The sequence below is a fragment of the Rhodospirillaceae bacterium genome, from assembly GCA_018662005.1.
GTDB lineage: Bacteria > Pseudomonadota > Alphaproteobacteria > Rhodospirillales > JABHCV01 > JACNJU01.
Genome location: JABJHA010000010.1, coordinates 43,976 through 67,358, shown reverse-complemented (window position 1 = coordinate 67,358; position 23,383 = coordinate 43,976). Strand labels below are relative to the sequence as shown.

At 56.0% G+C, this 23,383-nt stretch carries 25 protein-coding genes; 8 read left to right on the top strand and 17 right to left on the bottom strand.

Going from position 1 to position 23,383, the window contains the following annotated elements; translation table 11 throughout:
• Window positions 1-6 precede the first annotated feature (6 nt).
• The 9 genes from HOL66_05835 to ffh form a co-directional block, all read right to left on the bottom strand.
• Window positions 7-1,026, bottom strand: a complete 1,020-nt coding sequence (locus HOL66_05835; protein MBT5243744.1) for an aspartate-semialdehyde dehydrogenase — start codon at window positions 1,024-1,026, stop codon at window positions 7-9.
• A gap of 241 nt (window positions 1,027-1,267) precedes the next feature.
• Entirely contained in the window at window positions 1,268-2,377 is a 1,110-nt protein-coding gene (gene leuB, locus HOL66_05830) for a 3-isopropylmalate dehydrogenase (GenBank protein ID MBT5243743.1), read from the bottom strand.
• Window positions 2,378-2,404: 27 nt separating this feature from the next.
• Window positions 2,405-3,010, bottom strand: coding sequence for a 3-isopropylmalate dehydratase small subunit (leuD, locus tag HOL66_05825; protein MBT5243742.1), 606 nt, complete (start codon window positions 3,008-3,010; stop codon window positions 2,405-2,407).
• Window positions 3,010-4,416, bottom strand: a complete 1,407-nt coding sequence (leuC, locus tag HOL66_05820; GenBank protein MBT5243741.1) for a 3-isopropylmalate dehydratase large subunit — start codon at window positions 4,414-4,416, stop codon at window positions 3,010-3,012. Before leuC ends, leuD begins: the two co-directional genes overlap by 1 nt.
• Window positions 4,417-4,502: 86 nt before the next feature.
• Window positions 4,503-5,003 carry a 50S ribosomal protein L19 gene (gene rplS, locus HOL66_05815; GenBank protein MBT5243740.1) on the bottom strand — a complete coding sequence of 167 codons (501 nt, stop codon included), beginning with the start codon at window positions 5,001-5,003 and terminating at the stop codon, window positions 4,503-4,505.
• A 57-nt stretch (window positions 5,004-5,060) separates the two neighbouring features.
• Window positions 5,061-5,780, bottom strand: a complete 720-nt coding sequence (trmD, locus tag HOL66_05810; GenBank protein MBT5243739.1) for a tRNA (guanosine(37)-N1)-methyltransferase TrmD — start codon at window positions 5,778-5,780, stop codon at window positions 5,061-5,063.
• Window positions 5,781-5,784: 4 nt separating this feature from the next.
• Entirely contained in the window at window positions 5,785-6,324 is a 540-nt protein-coding gene (gene rimM / locus HOL66_05805) for a 16S rRNA processing protein RimM (GenBank protein MBT5243738.1), read from the bottom strand.
• A 20-nt stretch (window positions 6,325-6,344) separates the two neighbouring features.
• The gene (rpsP, locus tag HOL66_05800) at window positions 6,345-6,992 is read right to left on the bottom strand and encodes a 30S ribosomal protein S16 (protein MBT5243737.1); all 648 of its coding nucleotides are present in this window, start codon (window positions 6,990-6,992) and stop codon (window positions 6,345-6,347) included.
• A 62-nt stretch (window positions 6,993-7,054) separates the two neighbouring features.
• Window positions 7,055-8,455 (bottom strand): signal recognition particle protein, encoded by a 1,401-nt coding sequence (gene ffh, locus HOL66_05795; protein MBT5243736.1) that lies wholly within the window; start codon window positions 8,453-8,455, stop codon window positions 7,055-7,057.
• A 328-nt stretch (window positions 8,456-8,783) separates the two neighbouring features.
• On the opposite strand from ffh, the gene HOL66_05790 reads away from it, so the two are divergent.
• From HOL66_05790 to ftsY, 5 genes are read left to right on the top strand one after another with little or no spacing between them, the layout of a single operon-like run.
• Complete coding sequence (locus HOL66_05790) at window positions 8,784-9,179, top strand: helix-turn-helix domain-containing protein (GenBank protein MBT5243735.1); 396 nt, start codon at window positions 8,784-8,786, stop codon at window positions 9,177-9,179.
• 36 nt (window positions 9,180-9,215) lie between these two features.
• Window positions 9,216-9,917 (top strand): hypothetical protein, encoded by a 702-nt coding sequence (locus HOL66_05785; GenBank protein MBT5243734.1) that lies wholly within the window; start codon window positions 9,216-9,218, stop codon window positions 9,915-9,917.
• Window positions 9,918-9,966: 49 nt separating this feature from the next.
• Complete coding sequence (locus tag HOL66_05780; protein MBT5243733.1) at window positions 9,967-10,800, top strand: diaminopimelate epimerase; 834 nt, start codon at window positions 9,967-9,969, stop codon at window positions 10,798-10,800.
• Between the two features lie 5 nt (window positions 10,801-10,805).
• Entirely contained in the window at window positions 10,806-12,062 is a 1,257-nt protein-coding gene (gene mtaB / locus HOL66_05775) for a tRNA (N(6)-L-threonylcarbamoyladenosine(37)-C(2))-methylthiotransferase MtaB (GenBank protein MBT5243732.1), read from the top strand.
• Complete coding sequence (ftsY, locus tag HOL66_05770) at window positions 12,059-12,991, top strand: signal recognition particle-docking protein FtsY (GenBank protein MBT5243731.1); 933 nt, start codon at window positions 12,059-12,061, stop codon at window positions 12,989-12,991. The genes mtaB and ftsY overlap by 4 nt, the downstream gene beginning before the upstream one ends.
• Window positions 12,992-13,003: 12 nt before the next feature.
• On the opposite strand, the gene HOL66_05765 is transcribed toward ftsY, so the two are convergent.
• The 3 genes from HOL66_05765 to HOL66_05755 all read right to left on the bottom strand — a co-directional run bounded on the left by HOL66_05765 (window position 13,004) and on the right by HOL66_05755 (window position 15,087).
• Window positions 13,004-14,281 carry a S8 family serine peptidase gene (locus HOL66_05765; protein MBT5243730.1) on the bottom strand — a complete coding sequence of 426 codons (1,278 nt, stop codon included), beginning with the start codon at window positions 14,279-14,281 and terminating at the stop codon, window positions 13,004-13,006.
• A gap of 120 nt (window positions 14,282-14,401) precedes the next feature.
• Window positions 14,402-14,626 (bottom strand): hypothetical protein, encoded by a 225-nt coding sequence (locus HOL66_05760; GenBank protein MBT5243729.1) that lies wholly within the window; start codon window positions 14,624-14,626, stop codon window positions 14,402-14,404.
• A gap of 260 nt (window positions 14,627-14,886) precedes the next feature.
• Window positions 14,887-15,087, bottom strand: a complete 201-nt coding sequence (locus tag HOL66_05755; GenBank protein ID MBT5243728.1) for a hypothetical protein — start codon at window positions 15,085-15,087, stop codon at window positions 14,887-14,889.
• A gap of 232 nt (window positions 15,088-15,319) precedes the next feature.
• Between HOL66_05755 and HOL66_05750 the strand changes: the two genes are divergently transcribed.
• On the top strand, window positions 15,320-17,254 hold the full coding sequence (locus HOL66_05750) for a hypothetical protein (protein MBT5243727.1): 1,935 nt from the start codon (window positions 15,320-15,322) through the stop codon (window positions 17,252-17,254).
• On the opposite strand, the gene HOL66_05745 is transcribed toward HOL66_05750, so the two are convergent.
• From HOL66_05745 to HOL66_05725, 5 genes are all read right to left on the bottom strand, one after another.
• Window positions 17,243-18,436 (bottom strand): phosphoglycerate kinase, encoded by a 1,194-nt coding sequence (locus HOL66_05745; GenBank protein MBT5243726.1) that lies wholly within the window; start codon window positions 18,434-18,436, stop codon window positions 17,243-17,245. The two genes, HOL66_05750 and HOL66_05745, sit on opposite strands and share 12 nt — an antisense overlap.
• 95 nt (window positions 18,437-18,531) lie before the next feature.
• The gene (locus HOL66_05740; GenBank protein MBT5243725.1) at window positions 18,532-19,866 is read right to left on the bottom strand and encodes a sensor histidine kinase; all 1,335 of its coding nucleotides are present in this window, start codon (window positions 19,864-19,866) and stop codon (window positions 18,532-18,534) included.
• A gap of 9 nt (window positions 19,867-19,875) precedes the next feature.
• Complete coding sequence (locus tag HOL66_05735) at window positions 19,876-20,547, bottom strand: response regulator transcription factor (GenBank protein MBT5243724.1); 672 nt, start codon at window positions 20,545-20,547, stop codon at window positions 19,876-19,878.
• Window positions 20,544-20,951: a hypothetical protein gene (locus HOL66_05730; protein MBT5243723.1), complete on the bottom strand. Its 408-nt coding sequence runs from the start codon at window positions 20,949-20,951 to the stop codon at window positions 20,544-20,546. The genes HOL66_05735 and HOL66_05730 overlap by 4 nt, the downstream gene beginning before the upstream one ends.
• A complete protein-coding gene (locus tag HOL66_05725; GenBank protein ID MBT5243722.1) occupies window positions 20,948-21,649 on the bottom strand; it encodes a cytochrome B in 702 nt (233 codons plus the stop codon). The genes HOL66_05730 and HOL66_05725 overlap by 4 nt, the downstream gene beginning before the upstream one ends.
• Before the next feature lie 172 nt (window positions 21,650-21,821).
• Between HOL66_05725 and HOL66_05720 the strand changes: the two genes are divergently transcribed.
• On the top strand, window positions 21,822-22,943 hold the full coding sequence (locus HOL66_05720) for a cytochrome B (protein MBT5243721.1): 1,122 nt from the start codon (window positions 21,822-21,824) through the stop codon (window positions 22,941-22,943).
• Window positions 22,944-22,960: 17 nt separating this feature from the next.
• Window positions 22,961-23,383 (top strand): DUF1924 domain-containing protein, encoded by a 423-nt coding sequence (locus HOL66_05715; GenBank protein MBT5243720.1) that lies wholly within the window; start codon window positions 22,961-22,963, stop codon window positions 23,381-23,383.

Below are 23,383 nucleotides of genomic sequence, written 5' to 3'. Positions count from 1 at the left end.
ACCCCCTTACAGGTGATTTTTGACCAGCTCTTCGGCGATCTGAACCGTGTTCAGGGCCGCACCCTTGCGCAGATTATCGGCAACAACCCAGATGTTGAGGCCATTATCGATGGTCGGATCACTGCGAATGCGGCTGACATAAACCGCATCTTCACCGGCACATTCCGCCGGTGTCACGTAGCCTTCGTCGGCCCTGTGGTCGAGCACGACAATGCCCGGTGCACCTTGCAGGACCTCGCGCGCCTGATCGTCTGAAACCGGTTTTGCAAACTGGATATTGAGCGCTTCGGCATGGCCGATAAATACCGGCAGGCGAACACAGGTTGCTGTGACCTTAATCTTGGGATCGAGAATTTTTTTCGTCTCGACCACCATTTTCCATTCTTCCTTGGTCTGCCCGTCGTCCATAAAGGTGTCGATATGGGGAATGCAGTTAAAGGCGATCTGCTTGGGAAAAACCTTCTGGTTTGAGGCCACCGGATCGTTGACGAAAATGCCACGGGTCTGGTTGAACAACTCGTCCATGGCATCCTTGCCCCCGCCGGAAACCGACTGATAGGTGGAGACGACGACGCGTTCAATCTTCGCCAGATCGTGCAGCGGCTTTAGGGCCACGACCATTTGGATGGTTGAGCAGTTGGGATTGGCGATGATGTTCTTTTTTGTGTAACCGGCGACAGCCTCGGGGTTAACTTCCGGCACCACCAGCGGCACGTCAGGGTCCATGCGGAAGTGCGAGGTGTTGTCGATGACAACAGCCCCGGCTGCCGCAGCTTTAGGCGAAAATTCAGCCGAGACCTTGGCCCCCGGACTGGACAGCACAATATCGACGCCACTGAAATCAAAAGTCGCCAGATTTTGCACTTTCAGGATATCGTCCTCGCCAAAGGATATTTCCTTGCCGACGGAACGCTCTGACGCTAACGCGATCACGTCGTCAGCCGGGAATTTCCGTTCCGACAAAATATTCAACAGTTCATGGCCAACGTTTCCGGTGGCCCCGACGACTGCAACTGTGTAACCCATTTTCTTACTCCATAGTCTCTATCGGCCTTAAGTTCCGTTCTGAAAGGCATCCGCCAGATAAGCGAAAGGCCCGTCGGATGAAACCGCGGGCCTTTTGTTCGCGCACAAAGAAAGACCCCGGCTAGCCGCCAGTGGTTGTTTTCTTGGTTGTTTTGGTCATTGTGATGCGCATCGTGCCTGATCCTTTAAAATAACGGCCACACTCATACCCCGATGGGGGCGGAAAAACAAGGGCTTTGCATTAGCCCGCAAGCTTTTCCATCTCGGCGACAATGGCTTCGCCCATGGCTGTGGTCGAGATGGCCGTCATACCGTCGGAGACAATGTCGGCGGTGCGCAGGCCTGCGCCCAGGACGTTTTGCACGGCCTGTTCGATCAGGTCGGCGTCATCGCCCATGTCGAAAGAATAACGCAGGCACATGGCGAAGCTTAAAATGGTGGCGATGGGATTGGCCATGTCTTCACCGGCAATGTCAGGGGCCGAACCATGGACCGGCTCGTACATGGCGCGACGGCGACCGCTTTCGTCCGCTTCGCCAAGGCTTGCCGACGGCAACATCCCCAGCGAGCCTGTTAGCATCGCAGCACAATCGCTTAAAATATCGCCGAACAGGTTGTCGGTGACAATCACGTCGAACTGCTTGGGATTGCGGACCAGCTGCATGGCGCAGTTGTCGGCGTACATGTGGCCCAATTCAACATCCGGGTAGTCCCCGGCGATGCCCGAAACAATTTCGCGCCAGAAAACACCGGATTCCATGACATTGGCTTTCTCCACCGACATCAGGCGACCGCTACGCTTAGCGGCCATCTCGAAGCCAAGACGGGCGATCCGCTCAATTTCTTTATCCGTGTAGACTTGTGTGTCAAAACCGCGACGGCTGCCATCAGGCATGGTTTCGATGCCGCGCGGTTCACCAAAGTAGACGCCAGCGGTCAGTTCACGCAGGATCAGAATATCCAGCCCCTGAACCACTTCAGGCTTCAGGGTCGAGGCGTCGACAAGCGCGTCAAAAACAATCGCCGGGCGCAGGTTGGCGTACAGGTCCATTTCCTTGCGCAACCGCAGAAGACCGGCTTCCGGGCGGTGCTCGCGGGCCACATCATCCCACTTGGGGCCACCGACCGCACCCAGCATCACCGCATCGACGCTCATGGCGTCGGCCATGGTTTCATCGGTCAGGGCGCTGCCGTGGGCATCATAACAAGCGCCGCCAACAAGACCTTCGGTCACATCGAAACTGACGGTGCGCCTTTTCGCCATCCAGTCGGTGACACGGCCGACCTGTGTCATCACTTCCGGGCCGATGCCGTCACCGGCCAGAATCAGGAGTTTCTTGTTGGCTGACATAATTTGATGGCTTTCTTTATTTGTTGCTTACAGCCACGGCTGGCTGATTTTGTTTTTTTCTTCAAAGGCGGTGATCTTGTCCGCCTTTTCCATGGTCAGGCCAATATCGTCCAGACCATTAAGCAGACAATTCTTGCGGAACGGGTCCATCTCAAAGCTGATCTCGCCGCCATCGGGGCCGTTGATCGTTTGATTTTCCAGATCAATGGTCAGGGTGGCGTTGGCGCCGCGCTCGGCGTCGTCCATCAGTTTATCAACGTCTTCCTGTGGCAACTTGATGGGCAGAATGCCGTTCTTGAAACAGTTGTTGTAAAAGATATCGGCGAAGTCGGTGGAGATGACGCAGCGGATACCAAAATCCAGAATTGCCCACGGCGCATGTTCGCGCGACGAGCCACAGCCGAAGTTATCGCCGGCGACCAGAATTTCAGCCTTGCGGTAAGCAGGCTTGTTGAGGACAAAGTCTTCGACCTCGTTACCCACATCGTCGTAGCGCATTTCAAAAAACAGGCTCTTGCCCAGGCCGGTGCGCTTGATGGTTTTCAGGAACTGCTTGGGGATGATCATATCGGTGTCGATGTTGATCATCGGCAAGGGCGCTGCGACGCCGGTCAGTTTGATGAACTTTTCCATTAATCCTCTCCCAGCTTGCGAACGTCGGTCAACTTGCCGGTGATGGCGGCGGCGGCGGCCATTTCGGGCCCGACCAGGTGGGTGCGCCCACCGCGACCCTGACGGCCTTCGAAGTTACGGTTCGATGTCGAAGCACAACGCTCGCCCGGTTCCAGCTTGTCGGCATTCATCGCCAGGCACATGGAACAACCTGCGTCGCGCCATTCAAACCCGGCGTCCGTGAAGATCACATCAAGGCCTTCGGATTCGGCCTGTTCCTTGACCAGTCCGGAGCCAGGCACGACCATGGCGCCAACACCGTCAGCGACCGTGCGACCCTTGGCAACGGCAGCGGCGGCGCGCAGGTCTTCGATACGTCCGTTGGTGCACGAACCGATAAAGACCCGGTCGACCGCGATATCTTCGAGAAGCGTTCCCGCCTCAAGTCCCATGTATTCCAGCGAGCGGACGATGGCCTTGCGTTTGCCTTCATCCGGCTCATCAGCAGGATCGGGAACGGAGCCTGAAATCGGCAGCACGTCTTCGGGCGATGTGCCCCAGGTGACTTGCGGGATCAGGCTGCCGGCATCAAGGGTGATTTCAGCGTCGTAGGTAGCCCCCTCGTCAGTGACCAGTGACTTCCAGTACGTGATAGCAGCTTCCCAGTTGCCGCCCTTGGGCGCCATCGGGCGGCCCATAAGATACGCGAAGGTGGTCTCGTCGGGTGCAATCAATCCGGCCCGGGCGCCAGCCTCGATGGTCATGTTGCAGACCGTCATGCGGCCTTCCATGGACAGGGCTTCAATAGCCTCGCCGGTATATTCGATCACGTAGCCGGTGCCGCCAGCGGTGCCTATTTTGCCAATCATGGCGAGGATCAGATCCTTGGCCGAAACGCCAGCCGGCAGGCTGCCGGTAATGTTAAAGCGCATGTTTTTGGCAGGCTTCTGCAACAACGTCTGGGTCGCCAGCACGTGTTCGACTTCCGATGTGCCAATACCGAAGGCAAGCGCCCCGAAAGCACCATGGGTGGCCGTGTGGCTGTCGCCGCAAACGATGGTCGTACCGGGCAGGGTGAAGCCCTGTTCGGGGCCAATGATATGGACGACGCCCTGGCGGATATCATCCATGGACAGATACGGCACATTGAATTTTGCGCAATTGGCCTCAAGGGTTTCAACCTGAATGCGCGACTGTTCTTCAATGATGCCTTTATCGCGATCAATGGTCGGTACGTTGTGATCGGCAACGGCCAGGGTGGCTTGGGTGTTGCGAACGCTGCGTCCGTTATTTTCCAAACCCTCAAAAGCCTGCGGGCTGGTGACTTCATGGACCAGATGGCGGTCAATGTAGATGAGACTGGTTCCGTCGTCCTGAACATCGACGACGTGGTTTTTCCAGATTTTATCGAACAGTGTATCAGCCATCGTGATCAAGGCTTCCCGTTTCGTGTTTGAAAAAACACCGGCAAGGCGGGCTAAGGAATATCCTTTAGCCCGCCTTAATCCGGCTGTTATTCTTCCGTAGCGGCTTCGTCGGCCTTGGCGGCGGCTTTCTTCTTGCCCTTCTTGGACTTGGATTTGCCTTCGGCGCGAGACTTCGCCTTGACGGCAGCGGCTTCGGCCTTTTCGGCGGTGGTCAGCTTACCTGCATAGCCGTCGACTTTTTCGGCGATACGAGCAGACTTACCGGTGCGTCCACGCAAATAATACAACTTGGCGCGGCGAACATCACCACGACGAATCACATCAATGCTGGAGATATTCGGCGAGTAAAGCGGGAATACACGTTCGACACCTTCACCCGAAGAAATCTTGCGAACGGTGAAAGACGAATTAAGGCCATCGTTCTTGCGACCGATGCAAACACCTTCATAAGCCTGAATACGCTCGCGGGTTCCTTCAACGACCTTGACATTGACCCGAAGGGTATCGCCAGCGGCGAATTCCGGCATGTCGCGATCTGCGGTCAGCTTGCCAACCTGTTCTTTTTCAATCTCTTCAATAACGTTCATAGTTCTCTTCCTTACGTCTTTGAGGGTCTTATTAATTTCGACACCTCGTTAGATCCTCTAATTCTTTTTCTCAAAGGCGGCCCACAAGTCGGGTCGCCGCGTTCTGGTCATTTCCTCGGACTGACGTGTTCGCCAGGCCTTGATCTTTTCATGGTGACCGGAAAGTAAAACTTCCGGCACCGTCATGCCCCGCCACTCCTGGGGCCGTGTGTAGTGGGGATATTCCAACAATCCCCGCTCGAAACTTTCTTCCTCGCCCGACATATCCGACCCCATGATGCCCGGCAGCAACCTGACACATGCGTCGATCATAGCCATCGCCGCGGGCTCTCCGCCCGATAACACGAAATCGCCGAGGCTGACCTCTTCAATTTCGTGGGCCTTAAGGACCCGCTCGTCGACGCCTTCGTAGCGTCCGCAAAGCAAGGCCAAACCCGTACCAGCCGCCAATTGCCGAACCCGTTCCTGGTCCAGTGGGCGGCCCCGCGGCGAGAGATAAATCAGTGGTCTTTCGCCGCTTTCGGCCTTGACCTTCTCTATCGCCGCATCAACCACATCGGCCCGCATGACCATTCCAGGGCCACCGCCGAAGGGGGTATCATCCACGGAGCGGTGTTTATCGCTTGCAAAGCCGCGAATGTCCACCGTTTCCAACGACCAAATGCCGTCTTTCAGACCCTGTCCCGCCAATGACTGGCCCAAGGGTCCCGGAAACATCTCCTCGAACAGGGTCAGAACCGTTGCCTTCCAAGGGCTATTAGGTGCTGTCCCTGTCATTTTCCTACTCCATCGCCTCCGGCTCGGCCGGTTCCAACAGTCCCGGCGGAGGGTCAATAACGACCCGGCCACCCTTCGTATCCACTGTCGGCACTGCGGCCCGGGTAAAAGGCACCATGACGACACCTAAAGCGCCGCCTGTTACCTCAAGGATCGCACCGGCGCCAAAATCGTGCACTTCCTTGACAAAACCCAGCTTGCCACCATCGACCAGCTCAGCCTTCAAACCAACCAGGTCCGAAAAGTAGAACTCGTCTTCCGCAGGCTCCGGCAGTGCCGCCTTGGGCACATACAGGCGCGTCCCCTTCAGGGCCTCCGCCGCCGTTCGGTCATCAATGCCGCCCAGACGGGCAAAAACTTGCCCCTTGGACTGGCCGATAACCCGGATCGAATAGCTTTTCACGCCGTTTTCCTCGAAAACATCCCCGTAACTGGAGACCCCCTTCGGGTCGGCGGTGAAGCTTTTGATCCTGACTTCGCCTTTCAGGCCCCGGGCGCCGGTAATCGCACCGACGAGAATCAATTCCGGGGAGGTGTCCGACATCGCTCTACCGGCTGACCGGATCAACCGGCCGCCTTGTCCTCTTCAGTTTCTTCAGCCGGAGCTTCCTCAGCCGGAGCTTCCTCAGCAGCGGCTTCCTCGGCGGGCGCTTCCTCGGCGGCAGCTTCTTCAACCGGAGCTTCTTCAGCAGCAGTTTCCTCAGCCGGAGCTTCTTCAGCAGCAGCTTCCTCGGACGGCACTTCCTCTGCAACGGCTTCTTCGGCAGGAGCTTCTTCAGCAGCAGCTTCTTCGGACGGCACTTCCTCTGCAACGGCTTCTTCGGCAGGAGCTTCTTCAGCAGCAGCTTCTACCGGTGCTTCCTTGGCGGGAGCATTGGCTGCTTCTTCTGCTTCTTTCAGGCGTTCCTGAGCCTTGGTCTTCGGCAGATGCTGCTTGGTTTGATCGTGAACCACAGGTTTCTTGCCCATGCCGGCGTCGGCCAGGAAACGGGCGACACGGTCTGTTGGCAGCGCGCCTACGCCCATCCAGTATTTAATGCGTTCATCTTTAAGCACCAGTCGTTCGGGATGGTCCTTGGCGACCATCGGGTTGTAGGTGCCAACCTGTTCGATAAAGCGGCCATCGCGAGGGCTGCGGGAATCGGCAATAACGAGGTGATAGAAGGGACGTTTTTTTGCGCCGCCCCGGGATAATCTGATTTTCAAAGCCATGGTGAATACTTGTCCTTTTGGTTTAAGTGAAACGTGTTATTTAAAAAATCTTGAATTCGTCATCAACGCATGCCGGGAGGCATCATGCCCGGGGGCATTCCGCCGCCCATTCCGCCGAGCATGCCTTTTTTGCCCATCTTGCCCATTTTTTTCATCATCGTGCCCATTTGCTTGAATTGCTTGAGCAGCCTGTTGACATCCTGAACGGAGGTTCCCGAACCGGCGGCAATACGGCGCCGCCTTGATCCGTTAAGTACTTTCGGTTTTTCTCTTTCGGCTGCCGTCATTGAGGAAATGATCGCCTGCTGACGAATGATCGTCTTGTCATCAATATTGGCTTCGGCGACTTGTTTTTTCATCTTCGACATACCGGGAATCATACCCATCAGGCCGCCGACATCGCCCATCTTGCGGATTTGATCCAGCTGGCTGGCCATGTCATTGAGCGAGAACTGGCCCTTCATCATTTTCTTGGCCAGTTTTTCGGCGTCTTCCTTGTCGATGGTCTCGGCTGCTTTTTCGACCAGTCCGACGATATCACCCTGGCCCATAATGCGACCGGCGACGCGGGTCGCCTGGAAGCTTTCCAGTTCGTCAAGCTTTTCACCGACACCCATCAGTTTGATCGGCTTGCCTGTAACGGCGCGCATGGAAAGGGCCGCACCACCGCGTGCATCACCATCGACCCTGGTCAGGACGATACCGGTGATGCCGACTTTTTCATTGAATTCGCGGGCCATGGTGACGGCGTCCTGGCCGGTCATGGCGTCAGCGACAAGCAGGGTTTCTATTGGATTTGTGGCGGCGCTGACTTTTGCCACCTCGTCCATTAGTTCCTGATCAATATGCAGGCGGCCAGCGGTATCAAGGATGACCACGTCGCAGCCTTCCCGGCGCGCACTATCCATAGCCCGTTTGGCAATCGCCAGGGGCTGTTCACCCATGACCATGGGCAAGGTCGGCACCTCGGCCTGTTCACCCAGCACGGCCAGCTGTTGCTGGGCCGCCGGGCGGTAGACGTCAAGTGACGCCATCATGACTTTTTTCTTCTCACGCTTTTGAATTCTTAAAGCCAACTTGGCGCTGGTCGTGGTTTTACCAGAGCCCTGCAAACCAACCATCATAATGGCGACGGGAGCGGTACCGGCCAGATTGACCCCGGTTTCATCAAGCGCGGGCGCGTCGCCAGCAGCACCATCGCCACCCAGCATTTCGACCATGTGGTCATGAACAATCTTGATGACCATCTGGCCCGGCGTGACACTGCGCAGAACTTCTTCACCAACGGCCCGTTCCCTGACCGCTTCGATGAAGTCCTTGACCACATCAAGGGCGACATCGGCCTCCAGAAGGGCGAGGCGAATTTCGCGTAATGCCGCATCGACGTCGGCTTCAGAAAGCGCGCCGCGCTTTGTCAGGCCGTCGAAAATATCACCCAGTTTACTTGTCAGGCTATCAAACATCTTGTTCTTACAGGCCTTTTAAGGGTCGTCCAAAAATTCCAAACACAAATGCGCCAGTGCGCGAAACTCGCGGACTGGCGGCGCCCCATGAGGCGAAAAAAATCATGGGCATCGGTGTAAGGCGCGCACTCTATGGAGATGGCCCCGGCAAGTCAAGCCCCGCTTGATCAAAGTGATCGAGCGATCCTGCAGCGAACGCTTTCGGCTTGGAATAGGGGCCACTCCATGATACTCCTAAAGTAGCAGTAATACAAAATATACACCTATAAGTATCTTTTTGAACTGCCCTCCTATCGTCTTTTTTAAAACACGAGCAGCGCCATTAGCGATGAAAACCAAATCAAATAAAAACCACCAGAAAGCCATTGAACAGCACATAGGCATACGCTTGCGTCAGCAACGACTGGCCCGTGGCCTGACGCATGAAGCCGTCGATGAGTTGATCGGCGGCACAGCCGGAAAAACAAAAGCCTTTGAAGAAGGCAGACGTTTCGTCGGGCCGGGCGATCTTGTCGCCTTGAGTTCAGCCCTTGATGTCGATGTCTCGTTTTTCTTTAAAGGAGCCGAAAAAACCATCAATAAGCCGGTCCCCCTGATGGACACACCCGCTGTCGTCGAAGACGCCCAAAAAATGGTCCATGCCTATTACAACATCGAGGATCCCGGATTACGGCGCAGTGTTGTTGATCTGCTCAAGGATCTGGCAGAAGACGAAAGCATCTGAACCCCCTTGACGGAGCGGCCTTTCTGGACATTGTAGGTGATTATGGAGATCACCCCGGACCCTATTGACGAAGCCCTGAGATCAACTGGACTGCGCAGGCTGGGCAGCTTTCAGCCGGAACCCTCGGACGGCGTTCCTGATTGCCAGGAGACGAGCACCCTTATCCTTGTCGGAAACGCCGGGCCGGACATGTGGCGGGTTTTTTCATCATCAGATATTGATGAGAACGATCCCAACCCCCTTGATAACTGGTCAAGGCGGGTGCTGGGCGATGTTGCTGAAGTTCTTACCCGGCGCTTAAGCGTTTACGTTCAGGCGCTTTTTCCCTTCGATGGGCCGCCATACATGCCATTTCAGCGCTGGGCCCTGCGTTCGGGTGCTGTTCACCCCTCGCCTATCGGGCCGCTGATCCATGGCGATTATGGTTTGTGGCATGCTTACCGTGGGGCTTTGCTGATCGCCGCAGAACTAAAAGACGCCCCCCCCGATCAAACCGTGAGCCCGTGTCTGGTTTGCACTGAAAAACCGTGCCTGACAACCTGTCCGGTCAATGCTTTTTCTGAACATGGCTACGACGTTCCCGCCTGTCTGGATTTATTGGAAAAACACCCGAACGGCGACTGTCTTTCGGCCAGTTGTCTGGCCCGCAGGGCCTGCCCGGTTGGTCGCGCTTATATTTATGAGCAGGACCACGCCCGCTTTCATATGGAAAAATTTCTTAAAAGCCAGCGCCCGTAATTCCTAAAACAGTGGACTTCCGGTGCCGTAGCGACATATTAAGCCCGTTATGGAAACGCTATCGTTCATAAAGATGCACGGTATCGGCAATGATTTTGTCGTAATTGATGCGCGCAAACAGCGGCTCGATTTGAGCCGTGAGCAGGCGCGCGCGATCGCCAACCGCCATACCGGCATCGGTTGCGACCAGTTGCTCATCATCGAAAACCCTCGCGATGAACACGCGGACGCTTTTATGCGTATCTTCAATACAGATGGCAGCCCATCAGAAGCCTGTGGCAATGGAACACGCTGCGTCGCCTCGTTGATTTTAAGCGAGAGCGACAGCCGCCATTGCATTATCGAAACTCTGGCCGGTTTACTCGATTGCGAAGCTGTTGGAAATGGTCTGGTTTCTGTCGACATGGGCCCGGCAAATCTTGATTGGCGCGATATCCCCTTAAGCGAAGCCATCGACACCTTGCACTTGAATATTGGATCCGGCCCCCTGCAAGACCCTGTCGGGGTCAACATGGGAAATCCGCACGCGATCTTCTTTGTTGATGATGCAGAAGCCGTTGATCTTGACATTCACGGCCCGATTATCGAACACCACAAACTTTTCCCCCGGCGCGTCAACGTCGAAGCCGCCCAGATTATTTCCCCTGAACACATACGTTTGAGGGTCTGGGAGCGCGGCGTTGGTGAAACCCTGGCCTGCGGATCTGGCGCTTGCGCCACCCTCGTCGCTGCCTGTCGGCGAGGCTTGACCGAAAGGCAGGTCAATATCGATTTAAACGGGGGAACTTTGCAGCTGCAATGGATGCCCGACAATCACGTCATGATGACCGGTCCCGTGACGACCAGTTTTTCCGGGTTCATTGACCCGGCCCTGATGGCTTAAATCAGATGTCAGCCCCGCAAGTCGTCACCCTTGGTTGTCGCCTGAACACCCTGGAATCGGAAATCATGCGATCCCGGGCGACCAAAGCCGGCCTTAACGATACGATTATTATCAACACCTGCGCGGTCACCGCAGAGGCCGAACGTCAGGCCCGTCAGACAATCCGCCGCCTGCACCGTGATAATCCGGCCAAACGCATTATCGTCACCGGATGCGCGGCACAGTTAAGACCTGAAAAATTTGCCGCCATGGATGAAGTCGACCGGGTTGTTGGCAATTCCGAAAAGATGGATGACGGTTTGCTGGAGGGGCCAGGGTGCGAAGCCGTTGCCGTTTCTGACATTATGGAAAGCCCCCGGAATTTCAACGTGCCGATGATTTCCGGATTTGCAGAGCGCACCCGCGCCTTCGTTCAGGTTCAGCAAGGCTGCGACCACCGCTGCACATTTTGCATCATCCCCTTCGCCCGCGGCCCCAACCGCAGTGTCCACCCGAGCCATATTATCGAGCAAGTGCAGACCCTCACCGCAAACGGCCACTTTGAGGTGGTGCTGACCGGTGTCGATGTTTCCTCATACGGGCAAGATGATGCCGACCTGCCGAGCCTGGGCGCTTTGGCCCGAGACATTCTTGATCAGGTCAGCGATTTAAAACGCCTGCGCATCACATCCCTTGATCCGGCCTTCATCGATGAGGATATTCCTGCCTTGCTGGCAGGTGATGAGCGTTTCATGCCGCACTTGCACCTTAGCCTGCAAGCCGCCGATGATATGGTCCTCAAACGAATGAAGCGCCGCCATAGCCGTAAGGACGCCATTGATCTTGTTGCCCGAATACGCCGGGCAAGACCAGACGTTGTCTTCGGGGCCGACCTGATTGCCGGTTTTCCCACAGAAACCGGGGCGATGTTTGAAAACACCTTGAGCGCCGTCACTGAAATGGGCCTGACCTACCTGCATGTCTTTCCCTACTCGAACCGGCCTGGTACGGCGGCCAGCAAGATGCCTGCCCTTGACGGGGCGCTTATCAAACAGCGCGCCGCGCAACTGCGCGAAGCCGGGAAGGAAGCTCTTTTGAGCTACCTGAACTCCTGCATCGGCGAGACCCATGAAGTTCTGGTCGAACAGGACAGGAGCGGTCACACCCGCCACTTCGCACCGCTCGAGTTGACCTCGGACACCGCGCTCGGGGCTATCGTCAACACAAAGGTGGTTAGCGTGGACACCGAAAAGGGACGGCTTGTCGCTGATGTGCTCACATGAGTGAGGAACAAAAAAGTGGTTGGCTTAGTCGTCTAAAACAAGGCCTGAGCCGCACCACCGCAAAGCTCGCCGATCCGATTACCGCCGCTTTTACCAAGCGCCGTCTTGATGCAGCCGCCATCGAAGAATTGGAAGAGCTTCTCATTGGCGCCGATCTTGGCGTTGCCACGGCCAGTAAAATCACCGGCAATTTTGCCCGCACCCGCTTTGACAAGGAAGTTGAAAGCGATGAAGTACGAACTGCCCTGGCTGAAGAAATCGAGAAAATTCTTGAACCGGTGGCAAAACCTTTCAGCGTTGATGCCAGCCTGAAGCCCCATGTTGTGCTGGTTTGCGGCGTCAATGGCAGCGGCAAGACAACATCCATCGGCAAGCTGGCGTGGCAGCTAAAAGCACAGGGACAGACTGTCATGATGGCCGCCGCCGACACCTTCCGCGCCGCCGCCATCGAGCAGCTGCAAATCTGGGGGGAGCGAACAAACTCCGCCGTTATCACCGGCAAGCCGGGTGCCGACGCAGCCGGTCTGGCCTATGACGCCTTTACCCAGGCAAAAAGCCAGGGCGTCGATGTGTTGCTGATCGACACCGCCGGGCGCTTGCAAAACAAAGCGGATTTGATGGCGGAGCTTGAAAAAATCATCCGGGTGATCCGTAAAATTGACGAAAGCGCCCCCCACGACTGCCTGCTGGTGCTCGACGCCACCGTCGGCCAGAACGCCCACTCCCAGGTTGAGGTATTCAAAGACCTTGTCGATGTCAGTGGCCTGATGCTGACAAAACTGGATGGCACCGCGCGGGGTGGCGTCGTTGTTGCCCTGGCTGAAAAATTCGCGTTGCCCGTCAATGCCATCGGTGTCGGCGAGGGCGTTGACGATATGCGACCGTTTGAAGCCCGCGCCTTCGCTCGGTCGCTTATGGGACTTTCTTAAATTATTTAAAGATTAGCACTTCGGTTTACGACGGGCGAAACCCCAACCGAAGACGTCATCGCGGCCAGGAAGGCCCAGATCTTTAATATTTTTCCTTAACAGCGCGTCCAGGGCGGAGACTGTCTTGGCGTTGCCTTTGGCGATTTCCAGACCCATCAGGGCCGTGATAAACGGTGTCGCGAATGAGGTGCCGCTTTGCAGGCGCCCGCCGCCGCCGGGGGCCGCCGTATAAACCTTAACGCCGGGGGCGGCAAAATCGATGTATTTTCCAGTATTGGCCTTGGAATAGATCAGGCCTTGATCGCTGATCGCCGTCACCGCGATGACGCCTTTGTAGGCGGCCGGATAGGCCGGTTTGTCCGCACGGCCCCAGTTGCCGCCGGCTGCGACCAACACCAGCTTCTGTTTAAGGGCTTTTTGGAAAATCCGCCGCAGGACCTTGTTGTCCGCGCCAGCGACGCTGAGATTGATAATGTGAACATTCTCGTTAATCAGCCAGTTGGCGGCTTTCAGCAGACCGATGGCGTTACCGACCTTTCGGCCTTCTTCATTGTATTCAAACATGTTGGCGGCGCGCAGTTCAGCTCCCGGCAGAAGGCCGCCCCATTCGGGCGTCCCAACCATGATGCCGGCGACCGCCGTACCGTGATCCTTAGGGCCTTCCTTGCGGCCCGCTTTATGGAACGACTTGTAGACGACTTTCTGCCCTTTAAGGGCCGGATGGGTGACATCGACACCGGCGTCGATCATGCCAATCCTGACCCCTTTGCCACAGTTGGCCGGAGCCTTGGTCCATCGGATCAGGGCGCGTGCGGTCTTTTTTGGAAATTCGACTTTTCCCGAAGGATCAAACTGGTGGTTGGCATCAATTTCAACACCGGGAAAGCGGCCACGCAGTTGTTTTATTGCCTTGGGAACACTGACCCCGGGCGGCACACGCAAACGCTGGACAACCATTTTCAGTCCGGAAATCTTGACCGTTTCAATAACCTGATAACCCATGGAACGAATGCCCGAGGCAAAACTCCTGGGTGGGTTGATGACAATCAGTTCGCCCTTTTCAAAGCTGGTGTCAGGGTTAAAGGTTTTGGCCCCCCCCGTAGCCTTGTCCTTGCTTTTACTCTTCGCCTTATTATCGACGTCACTTTCCTGATAGCCGATAACCCGACCCTGGGCGTCGTATTTCAAAATTTTGGTTTTGGTCTTGGTTTCCTGTGCTGACAGACTACCGGCAAACAGGGCAATAAAGAGCCCCGCCGCCAGCAAGCAAACGATGTTTTTTAATTTCATTCCCTAAAACCTTCCCCCGCCAAAATGCCGATGCGTGCGCCAGCGAGCACGCTTCGCCCCTGTTCCATATCAGTTTAACAGGAAATGGAAATAAATAAAATCAATGCCGTGAAAGAAGAATTAGACCTTGATGTCCAGATAATATCCGCGCGGGACATCAGCCCGGGGCGGGTTGACGTTTGCCAACACCTTGTCAAGGCGGCCCAGGGCCCGGCGTTCATGGGGCGTCTCGTTAGGATTGGTAACGGCGGCCCGATTGCGGACCTGCTCGGCGATCGAATAACCCTTGGGCCGTTGGCTGGTCAGCGCGATGGCGCGGGCGGGAATGCTCGATATCTGGCTCATGGTCTCTACCATGACCTCAAATGGTTAACGGAATCTGTAACGAAATGAAGAATCATTGTTTTGCCCGAAATTCAGGCACAACAATGGGCCCGAAGCCTGCGCCGGGTCTCTTTAAAGCAGCCCCCACGGGGACCGCAAACGCCTTGGCCACCAAGGCCCGGGGTCATACCAGGCGATACGGCAGGGCCAAAGAACCTGCGGTCCTCCTAAGGGATCAAGCGACCAGAAATCCTTCTCACTCCTAGAGGATGAGAAAAATTCTAGGCGTCAGTGTTGATATGCTGACCCCGGTTCGAATCCGAACCCACGCCAGAAATATCATCGTCCTGCCCCGCTTGAACCGGGGGTGCTTGTGCTTGGGATAAGGCTGCTGCCGCTACTTTATCCTGTCTGAGAGTCCGTTTAAGGGTCTCGACGGCAAGATTAAAGTTAACCGGCGGCGCAGCCGGTATGATTGTCATTCTGACCTCCTTTTGCCACTTCTATGTCACCGCCCAGCTTTCAGCTGAGCCCGTAGCCTTCTGCCACGAACATGGAGTATGGCATAAATGGCGATAAAAGGGAATCGGATTGTCAAAATAGCCAAATGCTGGCTAAACAGCCAAGAGAGTCTTTGGTTTTGACGCCAAGCCCCTGATTCTGTTATATAATAGTCCGTTAGACGAAAACCTTAAGGCAAACCGGGAGCATCCTATGGCCGTTGAGCCATTTTCAGGTGATAGAGTAAAGGGTCAGTCCGGACCCGAATCCGACGACTTCCAGGACCGCACTTTTATGGGCGGGATTGGCCTGTCAACACGTTCCTCGTTGTTCGTCTTGTTGGGTATCGCTGTTCTGATCAGTGGCGGTTTTGGGCTGAATCATGTCGACAAGGAACTGACCAAATCCGACATAACGCTAAGCCAGGCAAGCGCCCTTAACGCTTCCGCCGCCGTGATCGAACGGGATATCTGGCGGATCAGGGCCGAACAGGGCGATCTGTCGAAACAAACTTCTGACGCCGCCCGTGCCGCCACCCAGCAACATCTCGCCCTGGCTGCTGCCCTGGGTCAAAAGCTCGACGAACTATACCAGCGCCCCGAAGCCGCCCCGATGGGTGAGCACGTTTCAACCCTGCGTGAGGCCGTTGCCCAATACGGCGAGCAGTATGAAAAATCCAGGCAGAAGGCAGAAAATTCGGGACCCGATTTAACCGGTCTGGAGGCCAACATGCGCCGGGCCATCCGCAGCATCGGCAAAACCCTGAGCGCGCTAGATTCCCTTAGTATCAATGAAACGATGATGGCGATCAGGGCCGCAACCACCGATTTTGTCGAAAGCGGAATAAGCCGGGACCTGATTGTCATTGAAAGCCATCAAAAGGAATTCTACCGGCTGCTGATTTCCATTCCCATGGCCCCGGAAACCAAAAGCACCCTGCAGCTTGGGATTAACGACTTTAACAACGCGCTTACCGCCTACGCCAAGGTCAAGCTCGTCGCCAACAACACGCGCGACCGTCTTGATGAAATCATTTCCTACATGGCCCCCAGCGTTGACGCCATCACCGACTTTGCCGGCAACAATTTTGTCGAAGCAGAAGCCGGACGCGCAACCCTTCGTCAACAATATCGGACCCTGATCGCCGCGGGCGGCGCGGCCGCCGTCATGCTGATACTGTTGTTCGGCCTGGCCATGTTGCGGTCCATATCAGGGCCCGTTACCGCCGCTGCCCAGGCGGCGAAAAGCCTCAGGCGCGGTGACACGGATATTGTCGTCTGGGGACTGGGTAACGAGGATGAGACCGGAGACATCGCTCGCGCCTTCTGGGCCTTAAAGGGAAGCCTGATAGAAGCCAGAAAACTTGGCGAGGAAATGGAAAAAGCAAAGAGCGACGCCGAACGCGGAAACGCCGCCAGCGCCGAAACGGAATGGCTGCGCCGGGATTTGCAATCCATGAAGGCAGAAGCCGACAAGGGCAAGGAGGCACTCGCCGAGGTCGCCCTTCTGCGCAAGGTCATTGACGCCACCGCCGATGACATCGGCGAAAAACAGATCGCCAAAGACAAAGAAGCACCACCGGCCCCCGCCCCTGAAGCCGCGACCGAAATGTCCATGGACAGTATTTCTTCAATCAGCAGACAGGTTGCGCGATCTTCCGAAAGCGTCACCGCCGCCGCCGATGAGGCTGAGCGAACCGGCACATTGATTAGAAACCTGTCGGACGCGTCAGGTAAAATTGGTGCTATCGAAAGTCTGATCGCCTTGATCGGTGAGCAATCGGACATGCTGGTTATCAACGCGCCGCCACAAAACCCCGATACCAATCTTGTCATTCTGAACGGCGATGCCCGTTCAAACGGGGATACGAATTCCGATGCCATTGCGCAGCGTTTCGAGGCCATTCGCGCCGCCGCCAGCAAAGCCAACTGGGCCGTTCGTGATATTGGTGCCCTGATCAGGGACTCGCGGGATGTCGCCCTCGACATCGCCCGCCTGTCATCAAGCGAAGCGCTTGAAGTGACCACAGACCTTTTGCAGCAATCGGAAAATCTGCGTGGTATGTTGGATAATCTGGTCAACAAAATGCAAGACCAGATCACCGATGTTCCGGATCAAAAAAGCAGCGACGAAGATTTACTTTCTTAGCACCTCAACGCCGGGAAGTTTCTTGCCTTCCATCCATTCCAGGAAAGCCCCGCCGGCTGTTGAGATGTACGAGAAATCATCACTGACCCCGGCGTGAGCGAGCGCCGCAACCGTGTCGCCACCACCGGCGACACTGGTCATTTGGCCTGCGGCCGTCATCCGCGCTGCGGCTTGGGCGACGGCGTTGGTGCCGGCATCAAAGGGCGGTATTTCAAAAGCACCGAAGGGGCCATTCCAGACCAGTGTCTTGCAGTGCTCGAGTTTTGCCGTGACGTCAGCAACCGAGGCCGGGCCGACATCAAGCATCATCGCGTCCGCCGGTATGGCGTCCAGGGCGACGGTTTGGCTCTCCGCCCCGGCTTTAAACTCGCGCGCAACGACGGCGTCTACGGGAAGCACAATATCGCAACCAGCCTTTTCGGCGGCGCTGAGGATATCGCGGGCCGCGTCAGCCATCTCTTTTTCGCACAGGGAATTACCAACATTAATCCCCTTGGCGAACAGGAATGTGTTGGCCATGCCGCCGCCGATGATCAGAACATCGACTTTTTGCGCGAGGTTGCCCAGCACTTCCATTTTTGTCGACACCTTTGCCCCACCGACAACAGCGGCGACCGGCGATTGCGGATTTTCCAGGGCGCGCGCCAGGGATTCCACTTCGACCTGCATCAGTCGACCGGCAGCCGATGGCAGCAAGCGCGCTAATCCTTCGGTTGAGGCATGGGCCCGGTGCGAGCACGAAAACGCATCGCTGACATAAACATCCCCCAGATTCGACAGCTTGACGGCAAAGGCTTTGTCGTTGGCTTCTTCATCGGCATGAAAACGCAGATTTTCCAGCATCACAATGTCGCCTTCGGCCATCGCGTCGATGGTCATTTGAGCGCGCTCGCCAACCGTGTCGGTGGCAAAGGCGACGGGCTGGCCGCATGAAAGGGACAGGGCCTCGGCAACAGGGGCCAGCGACATCTCGGGAACAACCTGTCCTTTGGGGCGACCGAAGTGCGAGATGACGATGACTTTGGCGCCCTTGTTGGACAGCTCCGTTAACGTCGGCACGGTACGGTCAATGCGGGTGGTGTCGGTGACCCGCCCGTCCTGCATGGGAACGTTCAGGTCAACACGCACGAGAACCCGTTTACCCGCGACGTCGAGGTCGTTAATGGTCTTGAAATGTGACATGGCTGAAAAGTCTTTCTTCCAGGAAAAATAAAGCTGATGAGTTATCCTCATTGCCGACCTGAAACACAACACCCCTTGGGGTGGGGAGCTGACGCTTAACCTGCGGGCAGTTTCAGCCTTGCCGCCAGTCCGCCCAGGGTTGAATGGGATAAATCAAGTTTTCCTTCGTAGAGTTCAGCGACATCACGCACGATGGAGAGCCCAAGGCCACTACCCGGAGTCGTCTCATCCAGCCTGCGGCCCCTGTCGATAACATCCGAAAGCGCCGTTTCGGGAATACCCGGGCCATCGTCTTCGATACTCAACAGCAACCACTGGCCTTCTTGTCTGCCATCCACACGGACCTTCGCCGCCGACCATTTACAGGCATTGTCCATCAGATTCCCGAGCATTTCCTCAAGATCCTGACGCTCGCCCTGGAATGACAGCCCTTCCACACCGTGCACCGTGATCTCCAGATCTTTCTCATCATGAATGCGGATCAGGGTGCGCTGCAAAGCGAGGACGGTTTCCCCCAGGTCGGCGCGAGCACCCAGAACCCCACGGGAGCCTGCGGCCCGGGCTTTTGACAGATGGCGATTGATCTGATCGTTCATCATCGCCGCTTCATGGCGAATGCTGTCGGCGACCTCGCCTTCAACGTGATTAGCCTCGTTCAACAAAACAGCCAGTGGTGTTTTCAGGGCGTGAGCCAGATTACCAGCCTGGGTGCGGGCACGCTCAAGGATTTCCGCATTATGATCAAGAAGCCCGTTAAGATCATCGGCAAGAGGTTCAATTTCAGCCGCAAACGGGCCGATCATGCGGGTCGCCCGACCGGCCCGCACCTGGGCCAGTTCTTCACGCATTTGAATAAGCGGCCTGATCCCGAAACGGACCTGAAAGAAAGCTGCCGCAATTAATCCGAACCCCAGCAGGGAAAGCGCGATAGCCAGAATTCCGGCAAAACCGCGGGTCGCCGTTTCAATATCGGCAGCAGGACCCGCTACCAGAATGGTCAGCGGCGCCTTGGCGTCAGGCAAAGTGTAGGTACGGGCAACGGCACGCAATGACTCTTCCCTTGGGCCAATAAGATAGAAGGCCGTTTCGCGCTCCCGGGAAAGCTTTTCAGGTGGAATCAGGCGCTGATCCCACAGGGAGCGGGATTTATCGATCGGCTCACCGGCTGAAAGAATCTCCCAGTACCAGCCCGAAAGCGGCCTGTTGTAGCGCGGCTCAACCGGGTGACGGGTGAAAATGGTGTTACCGTCCGCGTCCGTGGCGGCAAGGGCCAGCAATTCTTCAAGCTGATCATGCATTTCCTCGTCAAAATTGATTTCCACATGATTGCGAAACAATTCCGTCAACACAAAGCCCGTGACCAGCAAAGCGACGGCAATCCACAATGTGGCGCCGAGCATCAAGCGACGATTGACGGAAGGTCCGGTCATAGTCCCTCTTCAGGTTTCTTTTTCTGACGGCGACAGGGAATAGCCGCGACCGCGGTGGGTTTTGATGGCCCCGCTCCCGAGTTTTTTGCGCAGGCGGCCGATAAACACCTCAATGGTATTGGAATCGCGATCAAAATCCTGATCGTAAATGTGTTCGGTCAGTTCTGTACGCGAGACAACCCTGTCCAGATGATGCATCAGGTAAGAGAGAACTTTCAGCTCGTTGGCCGTCAACGTTATCGGCATACCCTCGAGCGTGACCCTGCCACTGCGGGTGTCGAACTGAATCGGTCCGCAATCGATAAGGGGCGTCGCCAGCCCTGCTGAACGTCTAATCAAGGCGCGTAGCCGGGCCAGCAGTTCTTCCATGTTGAAGGGTTTTGTGACGTAATCATCGGCCCCTTTGTCAAAGCCCGAGACTTTTTCGCTCCAGGTTTCCCGCGCTGTCAGGATCAGCACCGGCATGGTTTTTCCTTGCCCGCGCCAGCGCTCAAGAACCGTCAGGCCATCGACCTTGGGTAATCCCAGGTCGAGGATAACAGCGTCATAGGGTTCGGTCTCGCCAAGAAACTCACCTTCCTCGCCGTCGTTTGCGATGTCGATGGTGTAACCGGCTTCCTGCAGCGCCTTGCCAATCTGCGAGGCCAGTTCGACCTCATCTTCAACAATCAGAACCCTCATGGTTCTTGCTCCCTTTCCGGCATCTGGATGTTTTTGCGAGCCTCCGCTTCACCATACCCCTTGACCTCGATAAGTTCTGCGGTTCGAGCATCCAGCTTAAGTTTCAGAAGATTACCCTGCGGCGTCAACAGTTTGATTTCATAGATAAAGCCGCTCATAAAATGCTTGCTGCCCGCGTCCTTATCGTCTTCATTCTCGAAGCCCTCATCACCTTCGTCTTCCAGTTCGACCTCGATGATCGAGCCTTCGTAAATGGATTCAACTTTCTCAAGAATCAGGGACAGGGCAACAATATCGCCATTTTCGACAGCCATGCGGGCGCGTTCATGATCGGATTTGTCATCGGCCTGGGCCTGCCCGGTAAACAGGCAGATGGCGGCGAGGAGGAAAAGAAAGTGCTTCACGGTAGCAATTGCCATATAGCGGCAATGGAAAGGCTGACCGCCAGGGCAACCCGCCACCAGCCAACACTTGCGATGCTTGAAATATTGCGTCCGGCGGGGACTGATTTGTTGCCGTTCCACATGGACCGCGGCAAATTCTCGCCCGACATCAAACCATGCCCGATAACGCCCAGCACGTGAAAGCCAATCAGGAAACCAAGCAGTCCGGCAACCCCTTCATGCAGATCACCCATGGCGTTCGATAGCCATGGCGATACCGTGTAAACCAAAGGTCCTGAATAACCATCATCGGATATGAACAAACCACTGAAAGACGTCACCGCCAGACTGACCAGAAGGGCGATGATCATCCAGCCGCCAACAGGATTATGACCGGCGTGAAAGGGCGCTTTGAACATGAACAGGTTTTTAGCGTATGCGCGGACTTTCGACCAGCCCTTGACGAAATCCGTAAACAGGGCATGGCGTGAACCGATGACGCCCCAGATGATACGAAAAACAATCATCGCCAGAATGATGATTCCCGAAACGATATGAATGTTGAACAACGCTCCGTCGGCCTCTGACGATATCCAGGCGACAGCGACAAGCACCAGCAGCACCCAGTGAAAGACCCTGGTTGGCAGGTCCCAGATACGGACGCTCTTTCGCTCTGAAATATTGTCAGGCGACACCTCTACAGCCGTTGATTTGTCCATTGTGAAACAGCTCTCCAGACACAGCCCACTGAAAGCCCAAAGTACCCTCAACCGAGCCCTCTGATAACTGTAAGAGTTCTAAGATGAACGCTACCTGAACCGGGACATCAGGTGTGGTTCAGCTTATAATGTATACCTTGCCAGCCATAGATAAATAAGGACCCCGCTTGCCGTGTCTGACACTGAAATTAAAGATCACAAAGTCAAGGTATGGGACTTGCCGACAAGGCTGTTTCACTGGTCGCTTGTCTCCCTGGTAGTGATCGGTCTGATGACCGGTTTCCTGTCCCCCGAATGGTGGATGGGCGTTCATTTATGGGCTGGTTATGGTACCGTATTGCTGGTGATCTTCCGCCTTGTCTGGGGTATTTTCGGCTCTGAATATTCAAGGCTGGAAACCTTTACTTTTACACCCGCAGAAGTCCTCGCCCATATCCGGGAAGTGTTTTTCCTGCGCCCAACCCATTACATTGGCCACAATCCGGCGGGCGCGCTGATGATTTTTGCGCTTATTTTCATTCTCGCCGGGATCACCTTAAGCGGTCTTTTGGTGCTTGGCGGAGAGGAAAACCAGGGGCCACTAGCAGGGGCCGCCAATTATCAGGTCGGCGATATGGCTGCGGGCATTCATGGCGCCCTGACCATTGTCCTGATGGCCCTGGTTGTCTTTCATATTTTCGGCGTCTTTACAGAAATCCGCCTGAGCGGGGAAAACCTGATCAAATCCATGATCGACGGATACAAGCGCGTCCCCGATAACGTCAAGCCACCCACCCACCGGGACGCCCGACCGCTTGCGGCGATAACCGCTATGGCCGGTTTCGCGATGATTGCCGGTTCCCTGTTATGGGCCTTTTCGACGATGCCGCCATCGGGCCTGCTCAAAATGGCCGAAAACGAAGATTTCCAAACCGAGTGCGGCGATTGTCACGAGGTTTATCACCCAAGCCTTCTGCCGCGCGCATCGTGGACAGGCATGATGGCCAGTCTGGATGATCATTTTGGCGAGGACGCCAGCCTTCGCCCGAAAACGGCAATTGCCATTACCGCCTATCTTTCCGCCCACGCTGCCGAAGAATGGGACACGGAAGCATCAAACCGTTTTCGCGTCGTATCACCCGCAGCACCCAACCAGATTTCAGCAACCCCGTACTGGGTTCGCAAACATGACGACATCGCCCCGGACGTTTTCAAACGAAAAGGTGTGGGTGGTAAATCCCATTGCAAATCCTGTCATCAGGACGCCGCCAGCGGCCGTTTTGATGACCAGAACATCAAAATCCCGAAACAATAGGAGTGACCCCAATGAAGATGTTAAGTCTTGCTATCGCCCTGAGTGCCGTTTTGTTTAGCACCCTTGGCACTGGTGCCGCCCAGGCCAATCCGGCCCGCGACGCCATCGTCGCCGCCTTCACCGCCCAGGCCAAAGCAGATAACCCTGCCTTTGCCGGTTTTTCTGCTGCCGCTGGCAATACCCTGTTCACCACAAAACATTCAGGGGGCAAGCCCGATACCCCTTCGTGTTCCACCTGCCACGGGGCAACACCGTTTGCCACCGGCGAGACCCGCGCCGGAAAGGTCATCGACCCCATGGCCGTCTCGAAAAATGCTGCCCGTTATACGGATACGGAAAAAGTCGACAAGTGGTTCTTCCGCAATTGCAGAAGCGTCCTTGGCCGCGAATGCACGGCCCAGGAAAAGGGCGACTATCTAACTTTTATGATCTCGCAATAA